20 protein-coding genes, 1 tRNA gene and 1 other RNA gene are annotated in these 21,016 nt (G+C 66.2%); 8 read left to right on the forward strand and 14 right to left on the reverse strand.

The features are described from left to right. Positions 1-202: 202 nt before the first annotated feature. The 5 genes from recQ to AC3ITN_RS14820 all read left to right on the forward strand — a co-directional run bounded on the left by recQ (position 203) and on the right by AC3ITN_RS14820 (position 5,915). Positions 203-2,005 (forward strand): DNA helicase RecQ, encoded by a 1,803-nt coding sequence (gene recQ / locus AC3ITN_RS14800; protein WP_489390995.1) that lies wholly within the window; start codon positions 203-205, stop codon positions 2,003-2,005. 92 nt (positions 2,006-2,097) lie between these two features. Beyond that, entirely contained in the window at positions 2,098-2,499 is a 402-nt protein-coding gene (locus AC3ITN_RS14805) for a CopL family metal-binding regulatory protein (RefSeq protein WP_489390996.1), read from the forward strand. A gap of 103 nt (positions 2,500-2,602) precedes the next feature. Next, entirely contained in the window at positions 2,603-4,387 is a 1,785-nt protein-coding gene (locus AC3ITN_RS14810; protein WP_489390997.1) for a copper resistance system multicopper oxidase, read from the forward strand. Then, positions 4,384-5,400, forward strand: a complete 1,017-nt coding sequence (locus tag AC3ITN_RS14815) for a copper resistance protein B (protein WP_489390998.1) — start codon at positions 4,384-4,386, stop codon at positions 5,398-5,400. Before AC3ITN_RS14810 ends, AC3ITN_RS14815 begins: the two co-directional genes overlap by 4 nt. A 2-nt stretch (positions 5,401-5,402) precedes the next feature. After that, on the forward strand, positions 5,403-5,915 hold the full coding sequence (locus AC3ITN_RS14820; RefSeq protein WP_313346628.1) for a GNAT family N-acetyltransferase: 513 nt from the start codon (positions 5,403-5,405) through the stop codon (positions 5,913-5,915). A gap of 29 nt (positions 5,916-5,944) precedes the next feature. On the opposite strand, the gene AC3ITN_RS14825 is transcribed toward AC3ITN_RS14820, so the two are convergent. Next, entirely contained in the window at positions 5,945-6,244 is a 300-nt protein-coding gene (locus tag AC3ITN_RS14825) for a TFIIB-type zinc ribbon-containing protein (protein WP_489390999.1), read from the reverse strand. A 161-nt stretch (positions 6,245-6,405) separates the two neighbouring features. On the opposite strand from AC3ITN_RS14825, the gene AC3ITN_RS14830 reads away from it, so the two are divergent. Continuing rightward, complete coding sequence (locus tag AC3ITN_RS14830) at positions 6,406-6,807, forward strand: response regulator (protein ID WP_489391000.1); 402 nt, start codon at positions 6,406-6,408, stop codon at positions 6,805-6,807. A 143-nt stretch (positions 6,808-6,950) separates the two neighbouring features. Then, complete coding sequence (locus AC3ITN_RS14835) at positions 6,951-7,613, forward strand: DUF3011 domain-containing protein (RefSeq protein ID WP_345785090.1); 663 nt, start codon at positions 6,951-6,953, stop codon at positions 7,611-7,613. 37 nt (positions 7,614-7,650) lie between these two features. On the opposite strand, the gene AC3ITN_RS14840 is transcribed toward AC3ITN_RS14835, so the two are convergent. Further along, positions 7,651-8,334, reverse strand: coding sequence for an MliC family protein (locus AC3ITN_RS14840; RefSeq protein ID WP_489391001.1), 684 nt, complete (start codon positions 8,332-8,334; stop codon positions 7,651-7,653). Positions 8,335-8,407: 73 nt separating this feature from the next. After that, positions 8,408-9,298: an NAD-dependent epimerase/dehydratase family protein gene (locus AC3ITN_RS14845; protein ID WP_489391002.1), complete on the reverse strand. Its 891-nt coding sequence runs from the start codon at positions 9,296-9,298 to the stop codon at positions 8,408-8,410. A gap of 694 nt (positions 9,299-9,992) precedes the next feature. On the opposite strand from AC3ITN_RS14845, the gene AC3ITN_RS14850 reads away from it, so the two are divergent. Next, positions 9,993-10,547, forward strand: a complete 555-nt coding sequence (locus tag AC3ITN_RS14850; RefSeq protein ID WP_489391003.1) for a hypothetical protein — start codon at positions 9,993-9,995, stop codon at positions 10,545-10,547. Positions 10,548-10,709: 162 nt separating this feature from the next. On the opposite strand, the gene AC3ITN_RS14855 is transcribed toward AC3ITN_RS14850, so the two are convergent. From AC3ITN_RS14855 to tolQ, 11 genes are all read right to left on the reverse strand, one after another. Then, positions 10,710-13,619, reverse strand: coding sequence for a TonB-dependent receptor domain-containing protein (locus tag AC3ITN_RS14855; RefSeq protein ID WP_489391004.1), 2,910 nt, complete (start codon positions 13,617-13,619; stop codon positions 10,710-10,712). A 344-nt stretch (positions 13,620-13,963) separates the two neighbouring features. After that, positions 13,964-14,039: transfer RNA gene (locus AC3ITN_RS14860), tRNA-Lys, on the reverse strand. Between the two features lie 73 nt (positions 14,040-14,112). Next, a complete protein-coding gene (gene queC / locus AC3ITN_RS14865; protein ID WP_313346610.1) occupies positions 14,113-14,778 on the reverse strand; it encodes a 7-cyano-7-deazaguanine synthase QueC in 666 nt (221 codons plus the stop codon). A gap of 52 nt (positions 14,779-14,830) precedes the next feature. Then, positions 14,831-14,913, reverse strand: a non-coding RNA gene (locus AC3ITN_RS14870) — sX9 sRNA. Between the two features lie 50 nt (positions 14,914-14,963). Beyond that, the gene (gene queE, locus AC3ITN_RS14875) at positions 14,964-15,662 is read right to left on the reverse strand and encodes a 7-carboxy-7-deazaguanine synthase QueE (RefSeq protein ID WP_489391005.1); all 699 of its coding nucleotides are present in this window, start codon (positions 15,660-15,662) and stop codon (positions 14,964-14,966) included. 148 nt (positions 15,663-15,810) lie between these two features. After that, on the reverse strand, positions 15,811-16,632 hold the full coding sequence (ybgF, locus tag AC3ITN_RS14880) for a tol-pal system protein YbgF (protein ID WP_489391006.1): 822 nt from the start codon (positions 16,630-16,632) through the stop codon (positions 15,811-15,813). 3 nt (positions 16,633-16,635) lie between these two features. Next, positions 16,636-17,154, reverse strand: a complete 519-nt coding sequence (gene pal / locus AC3ITN_RS14885) for a peptidoglycan-associated lipoprotein Pal (RefSeq protein WP_313346603.1) — start codon at positions 17,152-17,154, stop codon at positions 16,636-16,638. Positions 17,155-17,220: 66 nt separating this feature from the next. Beyond that, complete coding sequence (gene tolB, locus AC3ITN_RS14890) at positions 17,221-18,543, reverse strand: Tol-Pal system beta propeller repeat protein TolB (RefSeq protein WP_489391007.1); 1,323 nt, start codon at positions 18,541-18,543, stop codon at positions 17,221-17,223. Positions 18,544-18,728: 185 nt separating this feature from the next. Continuing rightward, positions 18,729-19,787: a cell envelope integrity protein TolA gene (gene tolA, locus AC3ITN_RS14895; RefSeq protein ID WP_489391008.1), complete on the reverse strand. Its 1,059-nt coding sequence runs from the start codon at positions 19,785-19,787 to the stop codon at positions 18,729-18,731. After that, positions 19,777-20,205, reverse strand: coding sequence for a protein TolR (gene tolR / locus AC3ITN_RS14900; protein ID WP_313346595.1), 429 nt, complete (start codon positions 20,203-20,205; stop codon positions 19,777-19,779). The genes tolA and tolR overlap by 11 nt, the downstream gene beginning before the upstream one ends. Before the next feature lie 23 nt (positions 20,206-20,228). Next, positions 20,229-21,008 carry a protein TolQ gene (tolQ, locus tag AC3ITN_RS14905; protein WP_313346592.1) on the reverse strand — a complete coding sequence of 260 codons (780 nt, stop codon included), beginning with the start codon at positions 21,006-21,008 and terminating at the stop codon, positions 20,229-20,231. Between the last annotated feature and the right edge of the window lie 8 nt (positions 21,009-21,016).

Consider the following 21,016-nt stretch of genomic DNA (forward strand, 5'->3'; position numbering starts at 1 on the left):
TTCCTGCCGCCGGCCCGCTGCTCTTCTTTTCCGGCCCCTGGCCGGCTGTTTTTCTCTGGTGACGCCGGGTCCTCCCGGCGCACCCTGCATTCCCGGGAGCCGGCCAGCGGCCGGCAGTACCGGGGCTTGATGGCTCCCGCCTACGTTCATATCCGGGTTTGGATGACCTGTCTCGGGTCGCCCAGCCCTGTAAACTACCGCGATGTCATCCCGCCCCGCGCACGAGCTGCTTCACCGCATTTTTGGTTACGACGATTTCCGCGGTCCGCAGCAGGCGATCGTCGAACATGTCGCGGCCGGCAATGACGCACTGGTATTGATGCCCACCGGCGGCGGCAAGTCGCTGTGCTACCAGGTGCCTTCCCTCCTGCGCGACGGCACCGGCATCGTGATCTCGCCGCTGATCGCGCTCATGCAGGACCAGGTCGAGGCCCTGCGCCAGCTGGGCGTGCGCGCCGAATACCTGAATTCCACCCTGGATGCGGAAACCGCCGCGCGGGTGGAACGGGAGCTGCTCGCCGGTGAACTGGAACTGCTGTACGTCGCGCCCGAGCGGCTGTTGACCGGCCGCTTCCTGTCGCTGCTGTCGCGCAGCCGGATCGCCCTGTTCGCCATCGACGAGGCACATTGCGTCTCGCAGTGGGGGCACGACTTCCGGCCCGAGTACCGCCAGCTCACCGTCCTGCACGAGCGCTGGCCCGACGTGCCGCGCATCGCGCTGACCGCCACCGCCGATCCGCCGACCCAGCGCGAGATCGCCGAACGCCTGGACCTGACCACCGCCCAGCATTTCGTCAGCTCGTTCGACCGGCCCAACATCCGCTACACCGTGGTCCAGAAGGACAACGCCAAGCGCCAGCTGCTCGATTTCCTGCGCGGTCATCGCGACGAAGCCGGCATTGTCTACTGCATGTCGCGGCGCAAGGTCGAAGAGACCGCCGAGTTCCTGTGCAAGGAGGGCATGAACGCCCTGCCCTACCACGCCGGCCTGCCCGCCGAGGTCCGCGCCGCCAACCAGCGCCGCTTCCTGCGCGAGGATGGCATCGTCATGTGCGCCACCATCGCCTTCGGCATGGGCATCGACAAACCCGACGTGCGCTTCGTCGCGCACACCGACCTGCCCAAGTCGATGGAAGGCTACTACCAGGAAACCGGGCGTGCCGGCCGCGATGGCGAACCCGCCGAAGCCTGGCTCTGCTACGGCCTGGGCGATGTGGTGCTGCTCAAGCAGATGATCGAGCAGTCCGAGGCCGGCGAAGAGCGCAAGGCGCTGGAACGCTCCAAGCTCGATCACCTGCTCGGCTACTGCGAATCCATGCAGTGCCGCCGCCAGGTACTGCTGGCCGGCTTTGGTGAAACCTACCCCCAGCCGTGCGGCAACTGCGACAACTGCCTGCTGCCGCCCGATGCGTGGGACGCCAGCGTGGCTGCGCAGAAGGCGCTCAGCTGCGTGTACCGGAGCGGGCAGCGGTTCGGCGTGGGCCACCTGATCGACATCCTGCGCGGTGGCGAGAACGACAAGATCCGTCAGTTCGGGCATTCCGAACTGAGCACGTACGGCATCGGCAAGGATCTGGATGCGCGCACCTGGCGCAGCGTGTTCCGCCAACTGGTCGCCGCCAGCCTGCTGGAGGTCGACAGCGACGCCTACGGCGGCCTGCGCCTGACCGACGGCAGCCGCGAGGTGCTGAAGGGCCAGCGCAAGGTGATGATGCGCCGGGAAAGCCCGAAGACCCGCGAACGCGAGCGCAGCGGGCAACGCACCGGCCTGTCGGTGCTGCCGCAGGACCTGGCCCTGTTCAACGCCCTGCGTGGCCTGCGCGCCGAACTGGCCCGCGAGCAGAACGTGCCGGCCTTCGTGATCTTCCACGACAGCACCCTGCGCAACATCGCCGAACAGCGCCCCACCAGCGTCGACGCGCTGGGCCGGGTGGGTGGAATCGGCGGCACCAAGCTGTCCCGCTACGGCGAGCGGCTGGTCGAGATCGTCCGCGAGGAAGGCTGATGCCCACGCGCCCCGACGGACCGGGCTCCAGACTTGAACCCGGCATTCAGCCACGGATGCGCCGCCCTCGCATTGGCGCTAAGGTGGCGCCCATGTCCGCCGGTGGCCTGCTCCTGCGAGTGGTACTGATGCTCAGCCTGTTGCTCAACGGGCTGAACGTGGCCATGGCCGGGCCGATGGCGATGGCGATGGCCCCGGCCCCCCACGCCGAGGCCGAGGCCGGCGCACCGCCCTGCCACACCCGCGCACCGGTCGCCGCCGGACACGACCACCACGCTCCCCTGGCGAGCGGACCCACCGCACAGGCGGCACACGACGGCGACGAGTGCCGCATCAAGGAATGCCTGCGCAGCTGTGCCCAGCAACCCGGCCTCACCGCCCAGGTCGCCTGGCGTGCGGTCCCGCCGCCGCTGTGGCGGCAGCCGCTTCCCAGCGCGCACCCGGCCCTGCCCACCCCGCCGCTGGACCGCATCACCCGCCCTCCCATCGCCTGACCGCACGTTCGCTGCGAACACCTGCGCCCCGCGATGCCGTGCCTGCCGCACGCGCGTCCTGCCGGCCACCCTGCGTGCCTTTCAGATTCGATGTGGAGTTGAAATGTCCCACCCCCATTTTCCCGGCCCGGGCGCCCCGCCCCTGCCGTCGCGACGCCTGTTCGTCCAAGGTGTGGCCGCCGGCGGCGTGGTCGCCGGCCTGGCCGCCAGCGGCCTGCCCGCGCGCGCCTTTGCCGCTGCCGGCCCAGGCCTGGCCGCGTCCCCGCAAGTGCTCAGCGGCCAGCAGTTCCAGCTGAGCATCGGTGAATCGCTGGCCAACTTCACCGGCCGTACGCGCCCGGCCATCACCGTCAACGGCAGCCTGCCCGCGCCGATCCTGCGCTGGCGCGAAGGCGACACGGTAAGCGTCCGCGTCGCCAACACGCTGCAGGCGCACCCCACCTCCATCCACTGGCACGGGATCCTGCTGCCGGCCAACATGGACGGCGTGCCGGGCCTGAGCTTCAACGGCATCGCGCCCGGCGAGGCCTACCAGTACCGCTTCACCCTCAAGCAGTCGGGCACGTACTGGTACCACAGCCATTCCATGTTCCAGGAACAGGCCGGCCTGTACGGCGCGCTCATCATCGACCCGCTGCAGCCTGCGCCGTACTGGTTCGATCGCGAACATGTGGTGCTGCTGTCGGACTGGACCGACCTCGATCCTGGGGCGCTGTTCCGGCGCATGAAGAAGCTGGCCGAGCATGACAACTACTACAAGCGCACGCTGCCGGACTTCCTGCGCGATGTGCGCCGCGAGGGCTGGGCCGCGGCCACCGCCGACCGTGGCATGTGGGGTCGCATGCGGATGACGCCGACCGACATCAGCGACATCAACGCCCACACCTATACCTACCTGCTCAACGGCACCGCGCCGGCGGGCAACTGGACCGGCCTGTTCCGCAGCGGCGAGAAGGTACTGCTGCGCTTCATCAATGGCGCCTCGATGAGCTACTTCGACGTGCGCATTCCCGGCCTGAAGATGACCGTGGTCGCCGCCGACGGCCAGTACATCCATCCGGTCAGCATCGACGAATTCCGCATCGCCCCGGCCGAGACCTTCGACGTGATCGTCGAACCCAGCGGCCAGGACGCCTACACGATCTTCTGCCAGGACATGGGGCGCACCGGCTACGCCGCCGGCACGCTGGCCGTGCGCCACGGCCTGCAGGCGCCGATCCCCGCGCGCGATCCGCGCCCGCTGCTGACGATGGGCGACATGGGACATGACATGGGCGACATGGGAAGCATGGCTGGAATGGGGCATGACATGGCCGGCATGCACGGCGGCCACGGCATGGTCCACGCCGCACACGGCGCCGCCCCGCCCCGTCATCCAGCCAGCGAGAAGGGAAATCCGCTGGTGGACATGCAGAGCATGGCCACCGATCCCAAGCTTGATGATCCGGGCGTCGGCCTGCGCGACAACGGCCGCCAGGTACTCACCTACGGCGCGATGCGCAGCCTGTTCGCCGATCCGGATGGACGCGAGCCAGGGCGCGAGGTCGAGCTGCACCTCACCGGCCACATGGAGAAATTCAGCTGGTCCTTTGACGGCGTGCCCTTCGCCAGCGCCGAACCGCTGCGCCTGAACTATGGCGAGCGCATGCGCATCGTGCTGGTCAACGACACCATGATGCAGCACCCGATCCATCTGCACGGCGTGTGGAGTGACCTGGAAGACGCCGACGGTGAATTCCAGCTGCGCAAGCACACCATCGACATGCCGCCGGGCACCCGCCGCAGTTACCGCGTACGCGCCGATGCGCTGGGCCGCTGGGCATACCACTGCCACCTGCTGTACCACATGGAAGCGGGCATGATGCGCGAAGTGAGGATCGAAGAATGAGCGCCATTCGTTCCCTCACCCCACGCCTGCTCGGCACCGCGCTGCTGGCAACGCTGTGCGGCCCTGCGTGGGCGCAAGCGCATGCACACGCTGATGCAGTTGCGAACGACACCCCGGCACCGGTCGACCAGGCGACGATGGATCACTCGAAGATGGATCACTCGAAGATGGATCACGGCGGCATGGATCACTCGGCAATGGGGCATGCCCCCGCTGAGCCGCCTGCGGTTGACCACGCGGCGATGGACCATTCGACAATGGACCATTCCACGATGGGGCATGGCACACCGCCCGGCACACCGCGCGAACCCATCCCCGTGGTCACCGACGCCGACCGCGCCGCCGCGTTCCCGCCGATCGACCACGGTGCGATGGAGCATGCCCCGGACGTGCACAGCTTGGTGCTGCTCAACCGCCTGGAACACTGGGACGGCCAGCACGGCGCCGGCCAGGCCTGGGAAGCGTCCGGTTGGGTAGGCGGCAACATCAACCGCCTGTGGCTGCGCAGCGAAGGCGAACGCAGCGGTGGGCGCACCGGATCGTCGGACCTGGAAGTGCTGTACGGCCGCAGCGTGTCGCCCTGGTGGGACGTGCTGGTGGGCGTGAAGCAGGACTTCCGTCCGGCGGACTCGCGCACCTGGGCCGCATTCGGCATCCAGGGCCTCGCACCGTACAAGTTCGAGACATCCGCCACCGCGTACATCGGCGAGGGCGGCCAGGTCGCTGCCACGGTGGAAGTGGAGTACGAGCTGCTGCTGACCAACCGTTTGATCCTGCAGCCGCTGGTGGAGGCCACGTTCTCGGCCAGGGATGAACCCGCCTACGGCAACGGCGCCGGCCTCAACAAGGTCGAGGCCGGCCTGCGCCTGCGTTACGAGTTCAACCGCCGCTTCGCACCGTATGTCGGCATCAGCCACGAACGCCTGTTCGGCGATACCGCCGATTACCACGAGGCGGCAGGCGAGGACGCGCGCGATACCCGCTGGGTGGCCGGCGTACGGGTATGGTTCTAGGCATGACCCTGCAGATCCGCCGCGCTGGCGTGGACGATGCGAACACCGTGTCGTCCATTGCCATCCAGACCTACACCGACACCTTCGGCGACTCGTATCCGCCCGAGGACCTCAGCCAGTTTCTGCACGACCACTACAGCCCGTTGCCGCAGCGGCGCGAGCTGGAGGATCCGCAGAGTGCGGTGTGGTTGCTGGAAGACGACGGCCGCGCGGTGGGCTATCTGGCGGCCGGCCCGAACGGGCTGCCGCACGCCGACGCACAGCCAGGCGATATCGAACTCAAGCGGCTGTACGTGCTGGCCAGCCACCAGGGCGGCGGACACGGCGCGCGCTTGATGGAGGCATTCCTTGGCTGGCTGGATCATCCCGCACGCCGCACCCTATGGGTGGGCGTGTGGTCGGAGAACCACGGTGCGCAGCGTTTCTATGCACGCTACGGTTGTGTCCCGGTCGGCGAGTACACGTTCGTCGTCGGCGAGAGCCGCGATCTCGAGTTCATCCTGCGCCGGCCCTGAGCGGGACCGGCGCAATCGTCCTGCGGCGGTCAGAAGTCGAACAGGTCCGACAGGAAGCTCTCTTTCTTCTTCTTGCGGTAGCCGTGCTGGTCGCCGTACGGCTGCTGCCCCAGATGGCGGGTGTCGCGGTGCTGCACGTGCTGCGGCGGCGGCGGAGGAGCGGCTGCACGCACCGGCGCCGGGGCGGCAGCACCGGCCGAGCGCTCGATGATCTTGTCCAGCTCACCACGGTCCAGCCATACCCCTCTGCACTGCGGGCAGTAATCGATCTCGATGCCCTGGCGCTCGGACATCACCAGCGCCTGGGTGTTGCATACGGGGCATTGCATCGATATGGCTCCATTCGGGGTCAGGAAGCGACTGTACCGTGTGCCAGCTGACCGCCGCACAACGGGCCAACCCCGGGCTTACATCATTTGCACGATCCCCTCACCTGCCGCTGCCCATACTGCGCCGCCTTTCCACCCATCCTGCACGGGAAACCCGCGTCATGTTGTTGTCCAAGCGCCATGTTGCACCGCGCGTGCTGTTGATCGAAGACACCGAGGACACCCGCGAACTGAGCCGCATGGCGCTGGAAAGCCAGGCCTGCGAAGTCGCTGCGGTCAGCTCCGCCGAAGCCGCCCTGGGCCTGCTGCAGGCCGGCGAGCGCTTCGACCTGGTGTTCACCGACGTCTGCCTGGGCGGGCTGAGCGGCATCGAAGCCGCCCATCGTATCCGCCAGCACCAGCCCAGCCTGCCGGTACTGGTCACCTCAGGGTTGCAGCCGGACCGGGTCACCCCCCAGCTCGCGCCAGGCATCCACTTCCTGCCCAAGCCGTACTCCATGAGCGAGCTGCTGGACGCCATCCGCGCCTGTTTCCGCGACCAGGACGTCGATCGCGCCGCCTGAGCGGCGCCAACGGCAGGGCACGCGGAGCGCGCTGCTTTCATCAGGATTTCATCGAACACTGCGCATCGTGCGCGGAACAGGGACGGATGCCCGGCCCTGGGACGCGTTGCATCCCGACCGACCTCCCTGCCGGAATCCTCGACATGCAGACCCGATTGCTGCTTGGTACTCCCCTGTTGCTGCTGGCCACGCTCGCCGACGCGCGCGCCGATGACTTCGTCACCTGCGAAAGCCGCGACAACCGCTATCAGTCCTGTGCATTGCCCTACGCCGGCTACGTGAGCCTGGACCGCAAGCTCTCCGGCGCCGACTGCCGCCAAGGGCGCAGCTGGGACTACGACCGCCGCAACGTGTGGGTTGATGACGGCTGCCGTGCGTCGTTCCGGGTGCGCGGCGACGACCGTCACCATGACCGCGATGACGACAACCATGATGCCAAGGTGGCCGCCGGCGTGCTGGTGGGCGCGGCGATCCTCGGCGCGTTGGTGCACAACGCCAACAAGCAGGATGAGCGCTACGACGACAACAACTACCAGGGCGCGCGGCACACCTCGTATGTGCCCAACTGGATGGTCGGCGAGTTCGAGGGTTACAACCCGATGTACAACGCCGACATCCGCATGCGGATCGAGTCCGACGGCCGCATGTCGGCGCAGGCGCGCGGCCAGAACCTGTCGGGCTGGGTGAACGGTGCGCAGCTCAACGTCGGCAACAGCGTGTTCGACATCGACCAGAGTCGCGATGGCTTCGTCACCACCGAGGTCGGCGACCGCCAGAACGAAGTGCGCTACCGCCGCGTGCGCTGAGCCGTGCCCGGGTGCCGGCGGCGCGCCGGCACCTGACTCAGCCGCCGACCTTGCAGCTCAGCCGCGTGCCGTAGAACGCCAGCGTGGCCTCGCCCTGGTGCTCCCAGAATTCCACGCCTTCGCGCGTGTAGCGGCTGCCACTTGCCGAGGGTGCGGCGAAGGCGATCGCCTGGTCGCGGCCCAACCGGATCACCGCCGCCTGCGGGTCCAGTTCATTGTGGAAGACCACCGAGAGCGGCTTGCTGGCGTCGTCGCAGCGGTACTGCACCGCAGTGGGTGCCGGACCCGTCGCCGCCGCCAGACGCAGCTCGACGATGCGGGTCTGGTAGGACTCCACCAGGCAGCGGTTGGCGTCCACCGCCTGCCAGCAGGCGTTGCGGCCCTTCACCCAGCCGCGCTGTTCGGCGGCGATATCCAGCTCGTCCGGGCTGGTCTGCAGGGTCTTGTAGAGCCCGGCAAGCTGGCGGTCCAGCGCAGACAGTTCCGGATCGGCGCAGATCATCGTCTCCGCATCGGACGCGGCCTTGGCGCAGTCGAACGACGGCCCCTGCGCCTCGCCGGTCCCCGTGCCCGGCGCAACAGCGGGCGCTGCCGGCGTGGCGGGAGTCGAGGCTGACGGCGGCGGCGACGGAGCTGCCGGTGCAGCCGGGTCGGTCGGCGCCGGCTTGGAGCAGGCCGCCAGCGCGAGCGCGGACAGGCCCAGAAGGATGAAACGGTTCATGGCACCTCCAACAGGACATTCACTGCAGACCGGCACAGTGTGCCCGCCGCGCCGCTCACGCCGCGTGTATGGCCTACTCAATCGTGCAATCGGCCACCTGCGCCGTATCGGGCAGCACCTCGATGCTGCCGGCGGCCAGCTGCGCCAGCACCGACTCCGGCCCGCGCTGGCTGCGCCACCCCAGGCCGATGCTGGCCGCGCGCGCATCATGGATGCGGTCCACCACGGGCAACGTCCAGCGACGCCGATCGTACTCGGCCAGCCACTGTGGACACCGCAGCGCCAGCACCTCGCGGGGACGACTCACCAACGCCTCGCAGTCGTCCTTCAGGAACGGCGTGCGGCCACTCACCACATAGCGCTGGAACGCTGGCCCATCGTTGACCAGCGCGGCCACATGCGCATCGGCCACGTCGCGCACGTCGATGCCGCGGTGCAGCCGGTACAGCAGCAGGCGGTCGGGCGTTTCCGGGAAGCAGCGCGACATGCGGACCACCCGCACCTGCAGCGCGTCGCCGGCGGCCTGCTCCAGCCAATGTTCGGCCGCGAGCTTGGAGCGGTGGTACACCGTACGGGGCTGTGGCGGCGTGTGTTCGTCCACCCACGTGCAACGCCCCGGCACGATCGCATGCCCATACAGCGCCGTAGTGCTGGTGAACACCAGACGCTGCACGCCCGCCTCGCGCGCCAGCATGGCCAGCGTGCGGGTGCCTTCGACATTGATGCGCTGGAATTCGCTGTCGCTGAACAGGCCCACGTGGGGTGCGTGCAACGCCGCGGAATGGATCACCGCATCCACGCCCTGCAGTGCCTTGGCCAGGGTGCGGGTATCGGTGAAATCGGCCACGTGGCGGGTGGTCGCAAAGGGACTGCGGTCGATACCGACCACGTCGTGGCGGGCGGCCAGCGCGCCGAAGATGGCGCGACCAACCCGGCCTGAACTTCCTGTCAGGAGAATCTTCACTGGTAGGCACATGTCAGCGCCCGGGAGCTACCGGGATGTGGGGATTGTAGCGAGTTGGGTGGATATGGAAATTCTGCGCTCTGAATGACACCGGTGGCGCGCATCGCGGGACGAGGGGGTTGGGGGCGCGCAGCAGATACATTTGACCTGAACCCAGCGCCCGCTGAGGCGAACGCATGACATTGCCAGCATCAACCCAGCTCAAGGATTCGAGATGTCATCGAGCACATTGTCGCCACTGCCTCTCGTAAGCATTCACAACGGCGTGTTCCAGTTCTCCCGCGGGGAATAGGCAATCGAGTGGCGATTGCGCCCGGCAGTAGACAAAGAAATCGAGCAAGGGAATCGCGAAAGGATGAAGCCGAAAAGGATCTCGAGATCACTACCTTTGACACTGGTATTGGTCTCGGTCGCCGCAGGAACAGGCCTGTCCCTCCACGGCCGCAGTGGCACTACGGATATCGCAACGCAGCAGATCGAGTCGCCTACGCCTCGCCCCCCGATGACGACACTGCATTCCACTGAATCATCACGCCATCCACAGCCCCAGGAGCACAGAACTGAACTCTCCGGCACGCGAGCATTCCGTCTCGCGTCGCATTTGCCGAGGCACAACATCCCTGCGCTGGAATACGTAAAACAACGCGAGTCGGCCTCGAGATCTGGCGACTCTTCAGCGACCTACGAGATATATATGCAGGTCAGCGCTTGTCGACGCGCAATCGCACCAAACGATCCCGAGCTCTTCCAAGCCTACGGACGTATCGGCATGGAGGCCCAGTACGCGAGCGGCATTGAACGCACACTCAAACAATGTCGAGAACTTGCTTCCCATTCCGAGGTGATGGGTCACAACTGGCTTGCCGTCGCCGCGGAGCAAGGCTCAACAGAGGCACGATTGATATACGCGATGGCACCAGAAGAATTCATGGGGGTGGACGCGTTCTCCCAGGCCACGCCTCAGCAGATTGAAAATCATAGAGAAGAAGCAACGCGCTATCTGCAGGAGTCGGCATCTGAAGGCAGCCTGGATGCCCTGGCGGCGCTGGGCCACATCTACGGCACTAGCGTTGGCGCCACCGAAGACGTCGTGCAGAGCTACGCGTACAAGCGAACTGTGCAGAGGGCCGATCCCACGCAAATTGCGAGCGAGGACCTGCAAAACCTCAGAGTTCGAATGTCACCACAGGAGGTCAGAGAAGCAGAAACGCGATCAGATCAAATCTATTCGGAATGTTGCGCACTTTAGTCTACAGAAAGGATGCTGGTGAAAAAGCGATACATTTGTGTCGCCAAACAGCGCTCCATCTTCGATTCAATCTGCAGCGGTGAGATGTTCAGCCTTGATCCCCTGCTGGCATCCACACACCGCAGGCCGGCCCCATGACGGGGCCAGCCTACCCACGCGACATCAGAACCGGTAGTTCACACCTGTGTAGAAGAAGCGCCCGACGTTGTCATACTGCGCGCTGCCGAGGCCGGTGCCGTAGAGGTTGTACGGCGGCTCGCGGTCGAACAGGTTGCGCACGCCCAGATAGACATTCAGGCGCTCGGTGGCCTTGTACCCGACGCGTGCGTCGGTGAAGGTCATCCAGGACACCCTGATCGGATCCTGCAGGTCCGGGTTGGTCGCGTACTGTTCGTTCGACACCAGGATCTGGCTGTCGACATAGCGGGTGCGCAGGCTGAGATCCCAGGCACCGCGGGCATAACCGATGGTCAGGGTCCCCTTCCACGTCGGCGTGCCCAGCACATTGCGCTCATCCTCGACTTCGTCCGGGAAGCTCTGGAACGGGTAGCTGAGGTACTCCTTGAGGTAGGTCCCCTCCAGCTTCGTGGTCAGACGCCCACCGAACACATTCTCGACCGCGTAGTCGATGCCGAAGTCGATGCCTCGCGCCCGCAGTTTCGAAATGTTGAGCGGCAGCACTTCCAGTCCGGAAATCGCGTACGGATCGTCCGTGGCGCCGGCGATGTCGCGGGTGATGCTGGCGCAGAACTCGTTGTCGATGCCGCCCGCCGCGTCCACGCAACGGTCAGCCAACTGCTGGCCGCTGACGGAACTGATGGCGTCCTGGATCTGGATGTCCCAGTAGTCCACCGTGATGCCGAAGCCTGGCAGCGCGGCCGGCGTGAAGACCGCGCCCACCGTGAACGTCCTGCTGGTCTCTTCCGACAGGTTCGGGTTGCCGCCGGACAGCCCGCGCCGCGTAGAGGTGTCGTTGGGCGTCCAGCCCACCGGCGCGCCGAGTGCGCTGCAGTTGGCCTGGCGCACGGCCGGATCCGCGCCGCGTCCGATGTTGGCGGCAGAACACGGGTCGCTGATGGAGAAGAAATTCACCGACTGCGGGTCGTAGAGTTCGGCGATGTTCGGCGCGCGCACCGCGTTGGAGAAGGTGCTGCGCAGGCGCAGGGCGTCATTGAAGGCCCAGTCCAGCCCCGCCTTCCAGCTGACTGTGGTGCCGACGGTCGTGTAGTCCGAGACGCGGCCCGCCAGGTCCAGGTTGACGTTCTTCGCCAACGGCAGGTCGGCCAGCAACGGGACGTTGATTTCTGCGAACGCTTCGCGGACCGAGTACTGGCCGCGCTGGTTCTGGATCGCATTGAGGAAGGTCAGGTCGGCCTGCTGCAGCGGGTCGGTAGTCTGCTGGCTTGTTTCCTTGCGGAACTCAACGCCCGAGGCAAAGCCCACGGAGCCGGCTGGCAGCGCGAACAGTTCGCCCTTGGATAGGTTGGCGGAGAAGACCTGCTGGGTCAGTTCGGTGCGGCTGGGGGTACGGGTGTTGAACCACGCCGCCGCGGCCGGAGAGACCGCACCTGCGCCGAAGATGCTGGTCGGGATGCAACCCGCCAGCAGGTCGCCACCCGTGACCGGATTCTCCGGACCGGCCACGCCATCGCGGGTGGCCCGGCACACGATGTTGCCGTCGTCGTCGAACACGGCATCGATCGAGGCGTTGAAACGGTCGGGCATCTGATTGTTCAGATTCGTCCGGGTCTCCACCGTTCGTCCATAATTCGCACTCGCCTCATACGACCAGTCCGAGCCGAACACGCCCTGGATACCTGCCACGACGCGCCCGGTCTTGCGGTTGGTGTCTTCGCCGCGGAACCCGGCATCGGTGTTGTTGCGACTGATGCGCAGACGCGTGAGTCCGTTGTCGTCCATGAACTGCCCCAGCTCGTCGCTGATGTAGGCGTTGTCACGCGGAACCAGGTACGTGCCGAACGACGGCCCGGACGTGGAGAACGCCTTGTTGCTGCTCTGCACCCACTTGCTTTCGACGAAGATCCGGTGGTTGTCGTTGAGGTCGAATCCGACGTTGGCATTGACTGCACCGGTGCTGTTGCTCGGCTGCATCTGGCCGTACTGGTTTGGGTCCAGGTTGTCGCAGTCGGAACAGCCGGTACGCGTGGTGTCGATGATTCCGTCGAAGCGCTGCGGGCGCAGGCTGCCATCCGGGTCGAATACGTAGCGATCGCCGGTAGTGGCACTGCGACCGTCGAGATCGAACACACCGCCGTCGGTATAGCTGTAGACGCTGGCGTTGCGGGCCAGGATGGTGCGGGTCTGGGTCGGATCGTCGGGATCGGTCAGATAACGCTGAGACTCGCGGCTGAAGGCCCGATCGCGCAGGTACAGCGGATCCTGGTTGTTGAATGCAGCCGAGAAGACAAACTGGCCACGGTCGTCCGCAAACGTGCCGCCGCTCACCACATTGACCGACCGCTCGTTGAAATTGCCTTCCTCGGAGTGACCCATCTGGGCGTTCACGACGGTGCCGCCAAACGACTTCTTGAGGATGAAGTTCACGACGCCGCTGACAGCGTCGGCGCCGTAGATGGCGGAGGAACCACCGGTAAGGATCTCAACACGCTCCACCAGCGCAGCGGGAATGGTGTTGATGTCCACGGCCGATGAGCCCGCGGCACTGGCGACGTGGCGACGACCGTTGACCAGCACCAGGGTGCGGTCCACGCCCAATCCGCGCAGGTCCAGCAGGTTCAGGCCGGCGGTGCCGATGAACCGCGTCGAGTTGCCCATCGAATAGGTCGTCGACATCTGCGGCAGCGCGTTGATCACATCGCCGAGCGTCACTGCACCGGTGGCGCGGATGTCTTCGGCGGTCAGCGTGCCGACCGGAGAGGCCGACAGGTAGTCCACCCTCGGAATGCGCGAGCCGGTGACCGTTACTGCATCAAGTCGTTTGATGTCGGAGCTTTCGTTGGTGGGCTGCCCTGCGTCCTGAGCCTGCGCCGTGGCCGCTGCGGCGACCATCAGGATGGTGCTGATGGCCGTAGCCAGTGTCCTCTTGTACATCCTTGATTCCCTCTTGCGTCAAGTATGGAGAGCCATCAACGCTGCGCACCTCGCGCGGAGGTAGCGACAACTGTTCGGCTATCCGGAGTCGATCCAAACGCCCGATGAACGATTCCAGCGGGAGCCCTATGACGCACTCAGCGGGGACGCTTCGCTATCAGAAAGCTCTCATCGCAGCGTGGAAGTCACTCCAGACTGCTGAAAGAACAGCAATTCGTTGAGCCCGGCGACCAGAAAGAGGGTACTGGCACGATCTTCGGCGCTGATCTCCAACGCCAATGGACCACGGTGTATCAGCAGCCATAAAAAAGGCGCCCTGAGGGCGCCTAAGTTGTTGATGCAATTGGTGGGCCGTGATGGATTCGAACCATCGACCAAAAGATTAAAAGTCTTCTGCTCTACCGACTGAGCTAACGGCCCATTGCATGCCCCGACTTCGCGCCGGGGGTGCGCATTCTAACCCATCTTGCCGCGCAGGCGTAGCCCGTGTGGATCAGGCGTAACGGGTGGGGTCGGCCACGCCGGCGTCGGCGAAGCCCTGAGCACGCAGGCGGCAGGCGTCGCAGTGGCCGCAGGCGGCGCCACGGGCGTCGGCGTTGTAGCAGGACACGGTCAGGCCGAAGTCCACGCCCAGGCGCACGCCTTCACGGACGATGTCGGCCTTGCTCAGGAACTGCAGCGGCGCATGCACCTGGATGCCCGCCCCTTCCACGCCGGCCTTGGTAGCCAGGTTGGCCAGCGTCTGGAAGGCGGTGATGAATTCGGGGCGGCAGTCCGGGTAGCCCGAATAGTCCACGGCGTTGACGCCACAGAAGATGTCGTTGGCGCCCAGCACTTCGGCCCAGCCGAGGGCGACCGACAGCATGATGGTGTTGCGGGCCGGCACGTAGGTGACCGGAATGCCCTCGCCGCCCGCTTCGGGCACGTCGATGTCGTCGGTCAGGGCCGAGCCACCGATGCTGCGCAGGTCCACGTTGACGGTCTTGTGCGCTACCGCGCCCAGTGCCTTGGCGACGGTGGCCGCCGCGTCGAGTTCGGAGGTGTGGCGCTGGCCGTAGCTCACGCTGAGCGCGTGGACGGCGAAGCCCTGCTCCCGGGCGATGGCGACGACAGCGGCGGAATCCATGCCGCCGGACAGGAGGACAACTGCATTCTTCATGGGGGTGTTTCCGGTGGGTTGCGGGAAAGCCAGCACGCTGTCCCGCGCCGGAGGTAATCAAAAAGCAAGGCGTAGCGAGCGGTCGTCAGGCGGGTGCGGACGGCGCGGAGGAACCGGAGTGTACAAAGCGTACATGAGGATTCCGAGCACCGGCCGCGCCCGCCTGGCGGCCGCTCGGTAGCCGGTCATCGTCCAGGTTCGTCGTCCCAGAGAATCTTGTGGAGCTGCATCTGGAAGCGCACCGGCAGGCGGTCTTCGACGATCCAGTCGGCAAGCTGGCGCGGGCTGATCTGACCCTTGCTGGGCGAGAACAGCACCATCGAGCACTCGTTCAGCCGGTGCTCGCGGACCATCGCGCGGGCCCAGTCGTAGTCCTCGCGGCTGCACAGCACGAACTTGATCTGGTCGCGGCGGGTCAGCAGCGGCAGGTTGTCGAGGCGGTTGCGCGCCATCTCGCCCGAACCGGGGGTCTTGAGGTCGACCACCCGCGAGACGCGCGGATCCACGGCGCTGACGTCCAGTGCGCCCGACGTTTCCAGCGACACGTCCAAACCCGCGTCGCACAGCTTCTCCAGCAGTACCAGGCAGCGCTTCTGCGCCAGCGGCTCGCCGCCGGTCACGCAGACATGGTGGACGCCCTGGGCCAACACCTCGCGCACGATCTCGTCGATGTCCCACCAGGTGCCGCCATGGAAGGCGTAGGCGGTATCGCAATAGGTGCAGCGCAACGGGCAGCCGGTCAGACGCACAAACACGGTCGGCCAGCCGGCGGTATCGGCTTCGCCCTGCAGGGAGGTGAAGATCTCGGTGATCTTCAGCCGTGGCAGGGGCGACTGCACGATCTCGCTGGGGAGCGCGGCGGCGGCGGACAGGGTGGTGGTCATCGTGGGCGTCTGGAAATGCGGTTGCGGAAACGAGAGCAGCCAGGCAGGGCCTGGCTCTACGGGGCCGCGCGGGCGTTTTCAGCCGCACGGGTGCGCCGGCTTGGCCGGCGCGTAACTGACGATTATACCGGCCTTGGCCGGTGGGGCCTCAGCGGATCTGCTGGCCGAGGCGGATGGCCTGCAGGCGGTCCTGCGCGGTGCGCGCGGCGTCGGAGCCGGGATAGGTGCTGGTGACCTGCTCCAGCGTCGCCTGGGCCTCGTCGATCCTGCCTTCGCCATACTGCGACAGGCCGATCTTGAGCAGGCCACCGGACGCCTTGTCGTGGGTCGGATAGCGCGAGATGAGGTCGCGGAACTGCGCCTCAGCCTGCGGGAAATTGCGGGTGGCGTAGTAGCTTTCGCCCAGCCAGTACAGCGCGTTGGGGGTATAGACGCCGTTGGGGTAGAGCTCGAGGAAGCTCAGGAACAACTGGGCCGAATCGTCGTACTTGCCGGCCTTGAGCGAGTCGAAGGCAACGTTGTACGCGGTCCGCTCGTCGCCGGTGGCGGCGAGACTGCCCGGGTCTCCGTGGACGGACGGCGGCCGCTCGGTAGCGGCCGTTGCCGGTTTTGGTGCGGCGGGCTTGGGGGCAGCCGGGGCGTTCGCGGCCGGAGCGGCCGGAAGTACCGGAGCGGCACCACCTTCAATACGGTTCAGGCGACCGTCGAGGTCCAGGTACTGGTCCTGCGAGGTCTGCTTCAGCTGGGCGTTTTCGTGCTGGAGCTGCTCAACGGTGCTCTGCAGTTGCTGCATCTGCTGGCGAAGTTGAGTCACCTGGTTCAACAGATCCTGGGCGGAGCTGTTGTTGTTGACCTGCTGCTCGAGCGCGCCCACGCGATCGGCCAGGCTCTGCCGCTGGGCCTGCGCCGGTGCGGCAGCCACGAGGGCTGCCGCAACGACCAGCATCAGTGTTTTGATGCCAATGCGCATGGATTACTGCGCGGTGTAGACGATTTCGACGCGACGGTTCTGCGACCAGCAACCTTCGCTCGACTCGGTGCAGACCGGACGCTCTTCACCGTAGGACACGACGGTCAGCTGCGAAGCCGAACCACCGTTGGCCTGCAGAGCCGAGGACACGCCATTGCCACGACGCTCGCCCAGGGCCTGGTTGTAAGCGCGCGAACCGCGCTCATCGGCGTGGCCCTGCAGGGTGATGCGGGCCGACGGACGGTCACGCAGGTACTTGGCGTGGCACGCCATGACTTCCTGGAATTCCGGACGCAGGGTGTCCTGGTCCAGATCGAACAGGACCACGCGCTGACGCAGGCAGGCGTTGGTGTCCAGGTCGCCCGGGCCGAACAGGCCGGAGGTCGACGGACCCGACGGCTGGGTGGTGCTGCTGCCGGTGTCAACCGACGAAGCCGGCACTTCCTTCACCTTCTTGGAGCAACCGGCCAGGACAGCCACGGACAACAGGGAGACAAGCAGAACACGGGAGGTCTTGTTCATAGCGATACCTTTTGAGGCTCCTAAAGCCGGATGTGGGATGAATACGGTGGAAATCTTAACACTCTGTTAGCGCTTTGTACGGTATGGCGACCAAGAAGGCTCACGAACATCACCGTCAGCCAGCACCAGCCGCTGGCGCACGCGCGCATCGGCCGAGACGGCATACAACACGCCACGTCCACCCTCGCGGGCGGCGTACAACACCATGCTTGCGTTGGGGGCAAAGCTGGGCGATTCGTCCAGCGAACCCGGCGACAGCGTGCTCCAGCGCGGGGAGCCCAGGCTGCTGTCCATCATCGCGATCTTGTAGGTGTTGCCGCTGCCCTGGGCGACCACCAGCTTCTTGCCGTCGTAGGACAGGCTCGGGGTGGCGTTGTAGTTGCCCTGGAAGGTCACGCGCGAGGCGCTGCCGCCACTGGACGGCACCTGGTAGATCTGCGGGCGACCGCCACGGTCGGAAGTGAAGTAGACGTTGGAACCGTCGGCACTCCAGGTCGGCTCGGTGTCGATGGCGAAGTGGTTGGTCAGCTGGGTGAGCTGCTTGCTGCCCAGGTCCATCACGTAGATTTCCGGGTTGCCGCTGCGCGACAGCGACAGGGCCAGGCGACGGCCGTCCGGCGAGAACGAGGGGGCGCTGTTGATGCCGCGGAAGCTGGTGACCAGCTCACGGGCGCCGGTGGAGATGTTCTGGATGTAGATCGCCGAATTGCCACGCTCGAAGCTGACGTAGGCCAGGCGGTTGCCATCCGGGCTCCACGACGGCGACAGCAGCGGCTCGGCCGAGCGGACGATGGTCTGCGGGTTGAAGCCGTCCGAGTCGGCCACCATCAGCGCGTAGCGCATGGCGTCGCCCTTGCCGCTGGAGGTGATGTAAGCGATGCGGGTCCAGAAGGCACCGCGAACGCCGGTGATCTTCTCGTAGATGGCATCGGCCATCTGGTGGGCAACGTCGCGCATGGCATTGCCGCGGGCGGTCATCGCCAGGCCCAGCAGGCGCTCGCCCTTGGGCACGTCATACAGCTCGTACTCGACGCGGTAGGCGCCGGCACCGGCGTCCATCACGCGGCCCACGACGATGTAGTTCTGCTTCAGCGCGCGCCAGGTGGCGAACTGGATCTCGCTGCCACGGGTGGGCTTTTCGATGATCTGGGCTTCGGGCAGGTTGCGGAACTGGCCGGACCGCTCCAGGTCGGCACGCACCACGGCGGCCACGTCGGTCTGCGGCGCACCCGCCGAGCCATGGTAGGCCATGGGCACCACGGTGATCGGGAGGGCGGAGGCATTGCCGCCGATGATGTCGATATCCAGGCCACGTTGCTGCGCGACGGCGGCAAAAGGCAGTAACAACAAGGCCGCGAACACGGCAAACCAGCGAGGCATCTTCTTCATGGGCGCTCTATAGGGGGAAAACCAGAACGAGGGATAACAGCAGTGCGGTGAACAGTTTCGCAATCATGAACCAACAGGGTGTGAAATCCGAGTGCTCACCCTGCGGAAAATCACGGTTCATTAACAGAACTGACCCCCGCCGAAGCACCTGCGACAAGCGCGGCCGTGCCGATACCCGCCCGGAATCAACGATCCTGGGCGGTGAAGTTGAAGTTGATCGTGCGCGCGAAGACCGTCTCGAACCCGCGATAGGGCAAGGGCTGGGCATTCAATACGGCCGCTTCGATCGAGCGCTTGCCGGCCTCATCGAACGGGCAGCTGGGGCTCACCTTGGCCTGCAGCACCTGACCACCCGGAATCTGGGTGATCACGATCTGACACCTCTGCCCCTGCGGCACGGAATCCGGGCGCTGCCACTGCGCCAGCACCTTCTGCTGGATGGCGGCAGCGTATTTGGCCGCCAGGTCGTCACTGGTGCCACCGCCACCGGCAGCCGGTTGCGCCGCCCCGCTTGAGCCCGCCGTCGATGCGCCTGCGGCCGCCCGCGCGGCGGTGACCTCCCGGAGCTTCGCCTCGGCGCGTTTGATTTCACTTTCCTGCTGGGCCCGCTTGGCGCGGAGCTCGGCCAGCTTCTTCGCGGTTTCCGCCGCCTTGGCGTCGTTGGCCTTCTGTTCCTGTTCGGCCAGCTTCTTCTTCTGGTCCGCTTCCTGCTGCTGCTTGGCCAGGCGAAGCTTCTGCTCGGCCTCTTCCACGCGCTTGCGCTCGGTCAGGTCGATCTGCTCCTGGCGGCGCTTGGCTTCCTGCTCCTGCTTGGCCTTCTCGGCCGAGATCGACATCGCGTTGACCGCGGCTTGGTCCACCGTATCCGGCTGGGCGATGCGTTCCTGGGCCTGCGACTGCTGCGGGGTGGGTGCGTCCTGCGGGCGCGGCTCGGCAATCGGCTGCGGCGGCGGCACGGTGTCTTCTTCCACCGGGGTCGGCTCGGCGACCGGTTCGGGCAGGTCAGGCAGCTTTTCGGAGGCGCGCAGGGCCTGGCGTGCGGCGGCGGCCTCGGAGGCCGACAGCTGCAGGCTGGCCTCGATGGCCGGGTCGCCGGCGGCGGCCTCGGTGCTGCGTTGTGGCGACCACAGCCACGCGGCGATGAACACCAGTGCAAGCAGGATATGGACCAGGATCGCAAGCGCGAGCGGCAGGCCCCACTCGCCTTCCGGCTGGCGCTGCGGTGGCAGGGCTTCAGCGTGCATCGGTCGCCAGACCCACCTTTTCAACGTTGGCGCGCTTGATCACATCCATGGCCGCGACCACCTTTTCATACGCCACGGCCTTGTCAGCCGCGACAATCACCCGCAGGTTCTTGTCCTGCGCGGCGAGCGCAGCGAGCTGCGCCTGCAGCTGGGCGGCGTCCATGGGTGCCGGTTCCTTGGCCTCGGGCAGCTTGAGGCTGAGCTGGCCGTCCAGGCGAACCGAGACGATCACCGGGTCCTGCTTGCTCTCCAGGGCCTTGGCCTGCGAGCTGGGCAGGTCCACTTCAAAGCTCAGGGTGAGCAGTGGCGCGGTGACCATGAAGATGATCAGCAGCACCAGCATGACGTCGATGTACGGCACGACGTTGATTTCGGATTTTAGCTTGCGGCGCTTGCGGCGGCCGATGGCAGCAGTCATGGCAGGATCCTTGTGCTCGGCGCTTACTCGTCGCCTGCGGACTGGCGCTGCAGGATCGAGCTGAACTCTTCGGCGAAGGTCTCGAAGCGCACCGACATGCGCTCGACGCGGGTGGTGAAGCGGTTGTAGGCCCACACCGCCGGAATGGCCACGAACAGGCCGATGGCGGTGGCGAACAGCGCTTCGGAAATACCCGGCGCCACCGAGGCGATACCGGCCTGCTCGCCGCTGTTGATCATGTCGTGCATGGTCACCATGATGCCGAACACGGTGCCGACCAGGCCCACATAGGGCGCGGTGGAACCGATGTTGGCCAGCAGCTCCAGGCTGCGCTCCATCTGGTCTACTTCACGGGTGTAGGTGGTGCGCATGGCGCGCTGGGCGCCTTCGAGCTGGGCACGGCCGTCCAGGCGACGCTTGTCGCGCAGGCGGGTGAATTCGCGGAAGCCGGCCTCGAAGATCGCCTCCAGGCCACCCACCTTGCGGTTGCGGTCGGTGGCAGCGCTGTACAGCTTGCCCAGGTCCGCGCCCGACCAGAAGCGGCTTTCGAACTCGTCGGCCTCGCGGTTGGCGACGTTGAACACGCGTGATTTGCGGAAGATGATCACCCAGCTGATGAACGAACCGGCCAGCAGCAGCAGCACGATGATCTTCACCGGCAGGCTGGCCTTGATCATCAGGTCCAGGTAATTGATGCCACCGCCATGCGCGGCTTGCGCGACGGTCTGCGACGCGGCGCTGGTGACTTCCTGCGGCAGCGCTTCGACCACCGTGGCCTGCAGGGCCAGGAGCATTCCGATCATCCGTTGTT

It is taken from the genome of Stenotrophomonas sp. KH_036_B, assembly GCF_057839485.1.

Bases quoted from the DNA above. Each gene is read 5' to 3' on its own strand.
- recQ (WP_489390995.1), top strand. From the start codon at position 203: ATGTCATCCCGCCCCGCGCACGAGCTGCTTCACCGCATTTTTGGTTAC.
- AC3ITN_RS14805 (WP_489390996.1), top strand. From the start codon at position 2,098: ATGTCCGCCGGTGGCCTGCTCCTGCGAGTGGTACTGATGCTCAGCCTG.
- AC3ITN_RS14810 (WP_489390997.1), top strand. From the start codon at position 2,603: ATGTCCCACCCCCATTTTCCCGGCCCGGGCGCCCCGCCCCTGCCGTCG.
- AC3ITN_RS14815 (WP_489390998.1), top strand. From the start codon at position 4,384: ATGAGCGCCATTCGTTCCCTCACCCCACGCCTGCTCGGCACCGCGCTG.
- AC3ITN_RS14820 (WP_313346628.1), top strand. From the start codon at position 5,403: ATGACCCTGCAGATCCGCCGCGCTGGCGTGGACGATGCGAACACCGTG.
- AC3ITN_RS14825 (WP_489390999.1), bottom strand. From the start codon at position 6,244: ATGCAATGCCCCGTATGCAACACCCAGGCGCTGGTGATGTCCGAGCGC.
- AC3ITN_RS14830 (WP_489391000.1), top strand. From the start codon at position 6,406: ATGTTGTTGTCCAAGCGCCATGTTGCACCGCGCGTGCTGTTGATCGAA.
- AC3ITN_RS14835 (WP_345785090.1), top strand. From the start codon at position 6,951: ATGCAGACCCGATTGCTGCTTGGTACTCCCCTGTTGCTGCTGGCCACG.
- AC3ITN_RS14840 (WP_489391001.1), bottom strand. From the start codon at position 8,334: ATGAACCGTTTCATCCTTCTGGGCCTGTCCGCGCTCGCGCTGGCGGCC.
- AC3ITN_RS14850 (WP_489391003.1), top strand. From the start codon at position 9,993: ATGCAGGTCAGCGCTTGTCGACGCGCAATCGCACCAAACGATCCCGAG.
- AC3ITN_RS14855 (WP_489391004.1), bottom strand. From the start codon at position 13,619: ATGTACAAGAGGACACTGGCTACGGCCATCAGCACCATCCTGATGGTC.
- queC (WP_313346610.1), bottom strand. From the start codon at position 14,778: ATGAAGAATGCAGTTGTCCTCCTGTCCGGCGGCATGGATTCCGCCGCT.
- queE (WP_489391005.1), bottom strand. From the start codon at position 15,662: ATGACCACCACCCTGTCCGCCGCCGCCGCGCTCCCCAGCGAGATCGTG.
- ybgF (WP_489391006.1), bottom strand. From the start codon at position 16,632: ATGCGCATTGGCATCAAAACACTGATGCTGGTCGTTGCGGCAGCCCTC.
- pal (WP_313346603.1), bottom strand. From the start codon at position 17,154: ATGAACAAGACCTCCCGTGTTCTGCTTGTCTCCCTGTTGTCCGTGGCT.
- tolB (WP_489391007.1), bottom strand. From the start codon at position 18,543: ATGAAGAAGATGCCTCGCTGGTTTGCCGTGTTCGCGGCCTTGTTGTTA.
- tolA (WP_489391008.1), bottom strand. From the start codon at position 19,787: ATGCACGCTGAAGCCCTGCCACCGCAGCGCCAGCCGGAAGGCGAGTGG.
- tolR (WP_313346595.1), bottom strand. From the start codon at position 20,205: ATGACTGCTGCCATCGGCCGCCGCAAGCGCCGCAAGCTAAAATCCGAA.
- tolQ (WP_313346592.1), bottom strand. From the start codon at position 21,008: ATGATCGGAATGCTCCTGGCCCTGCAGGCCACGGTGGTCGAAGCGCTG.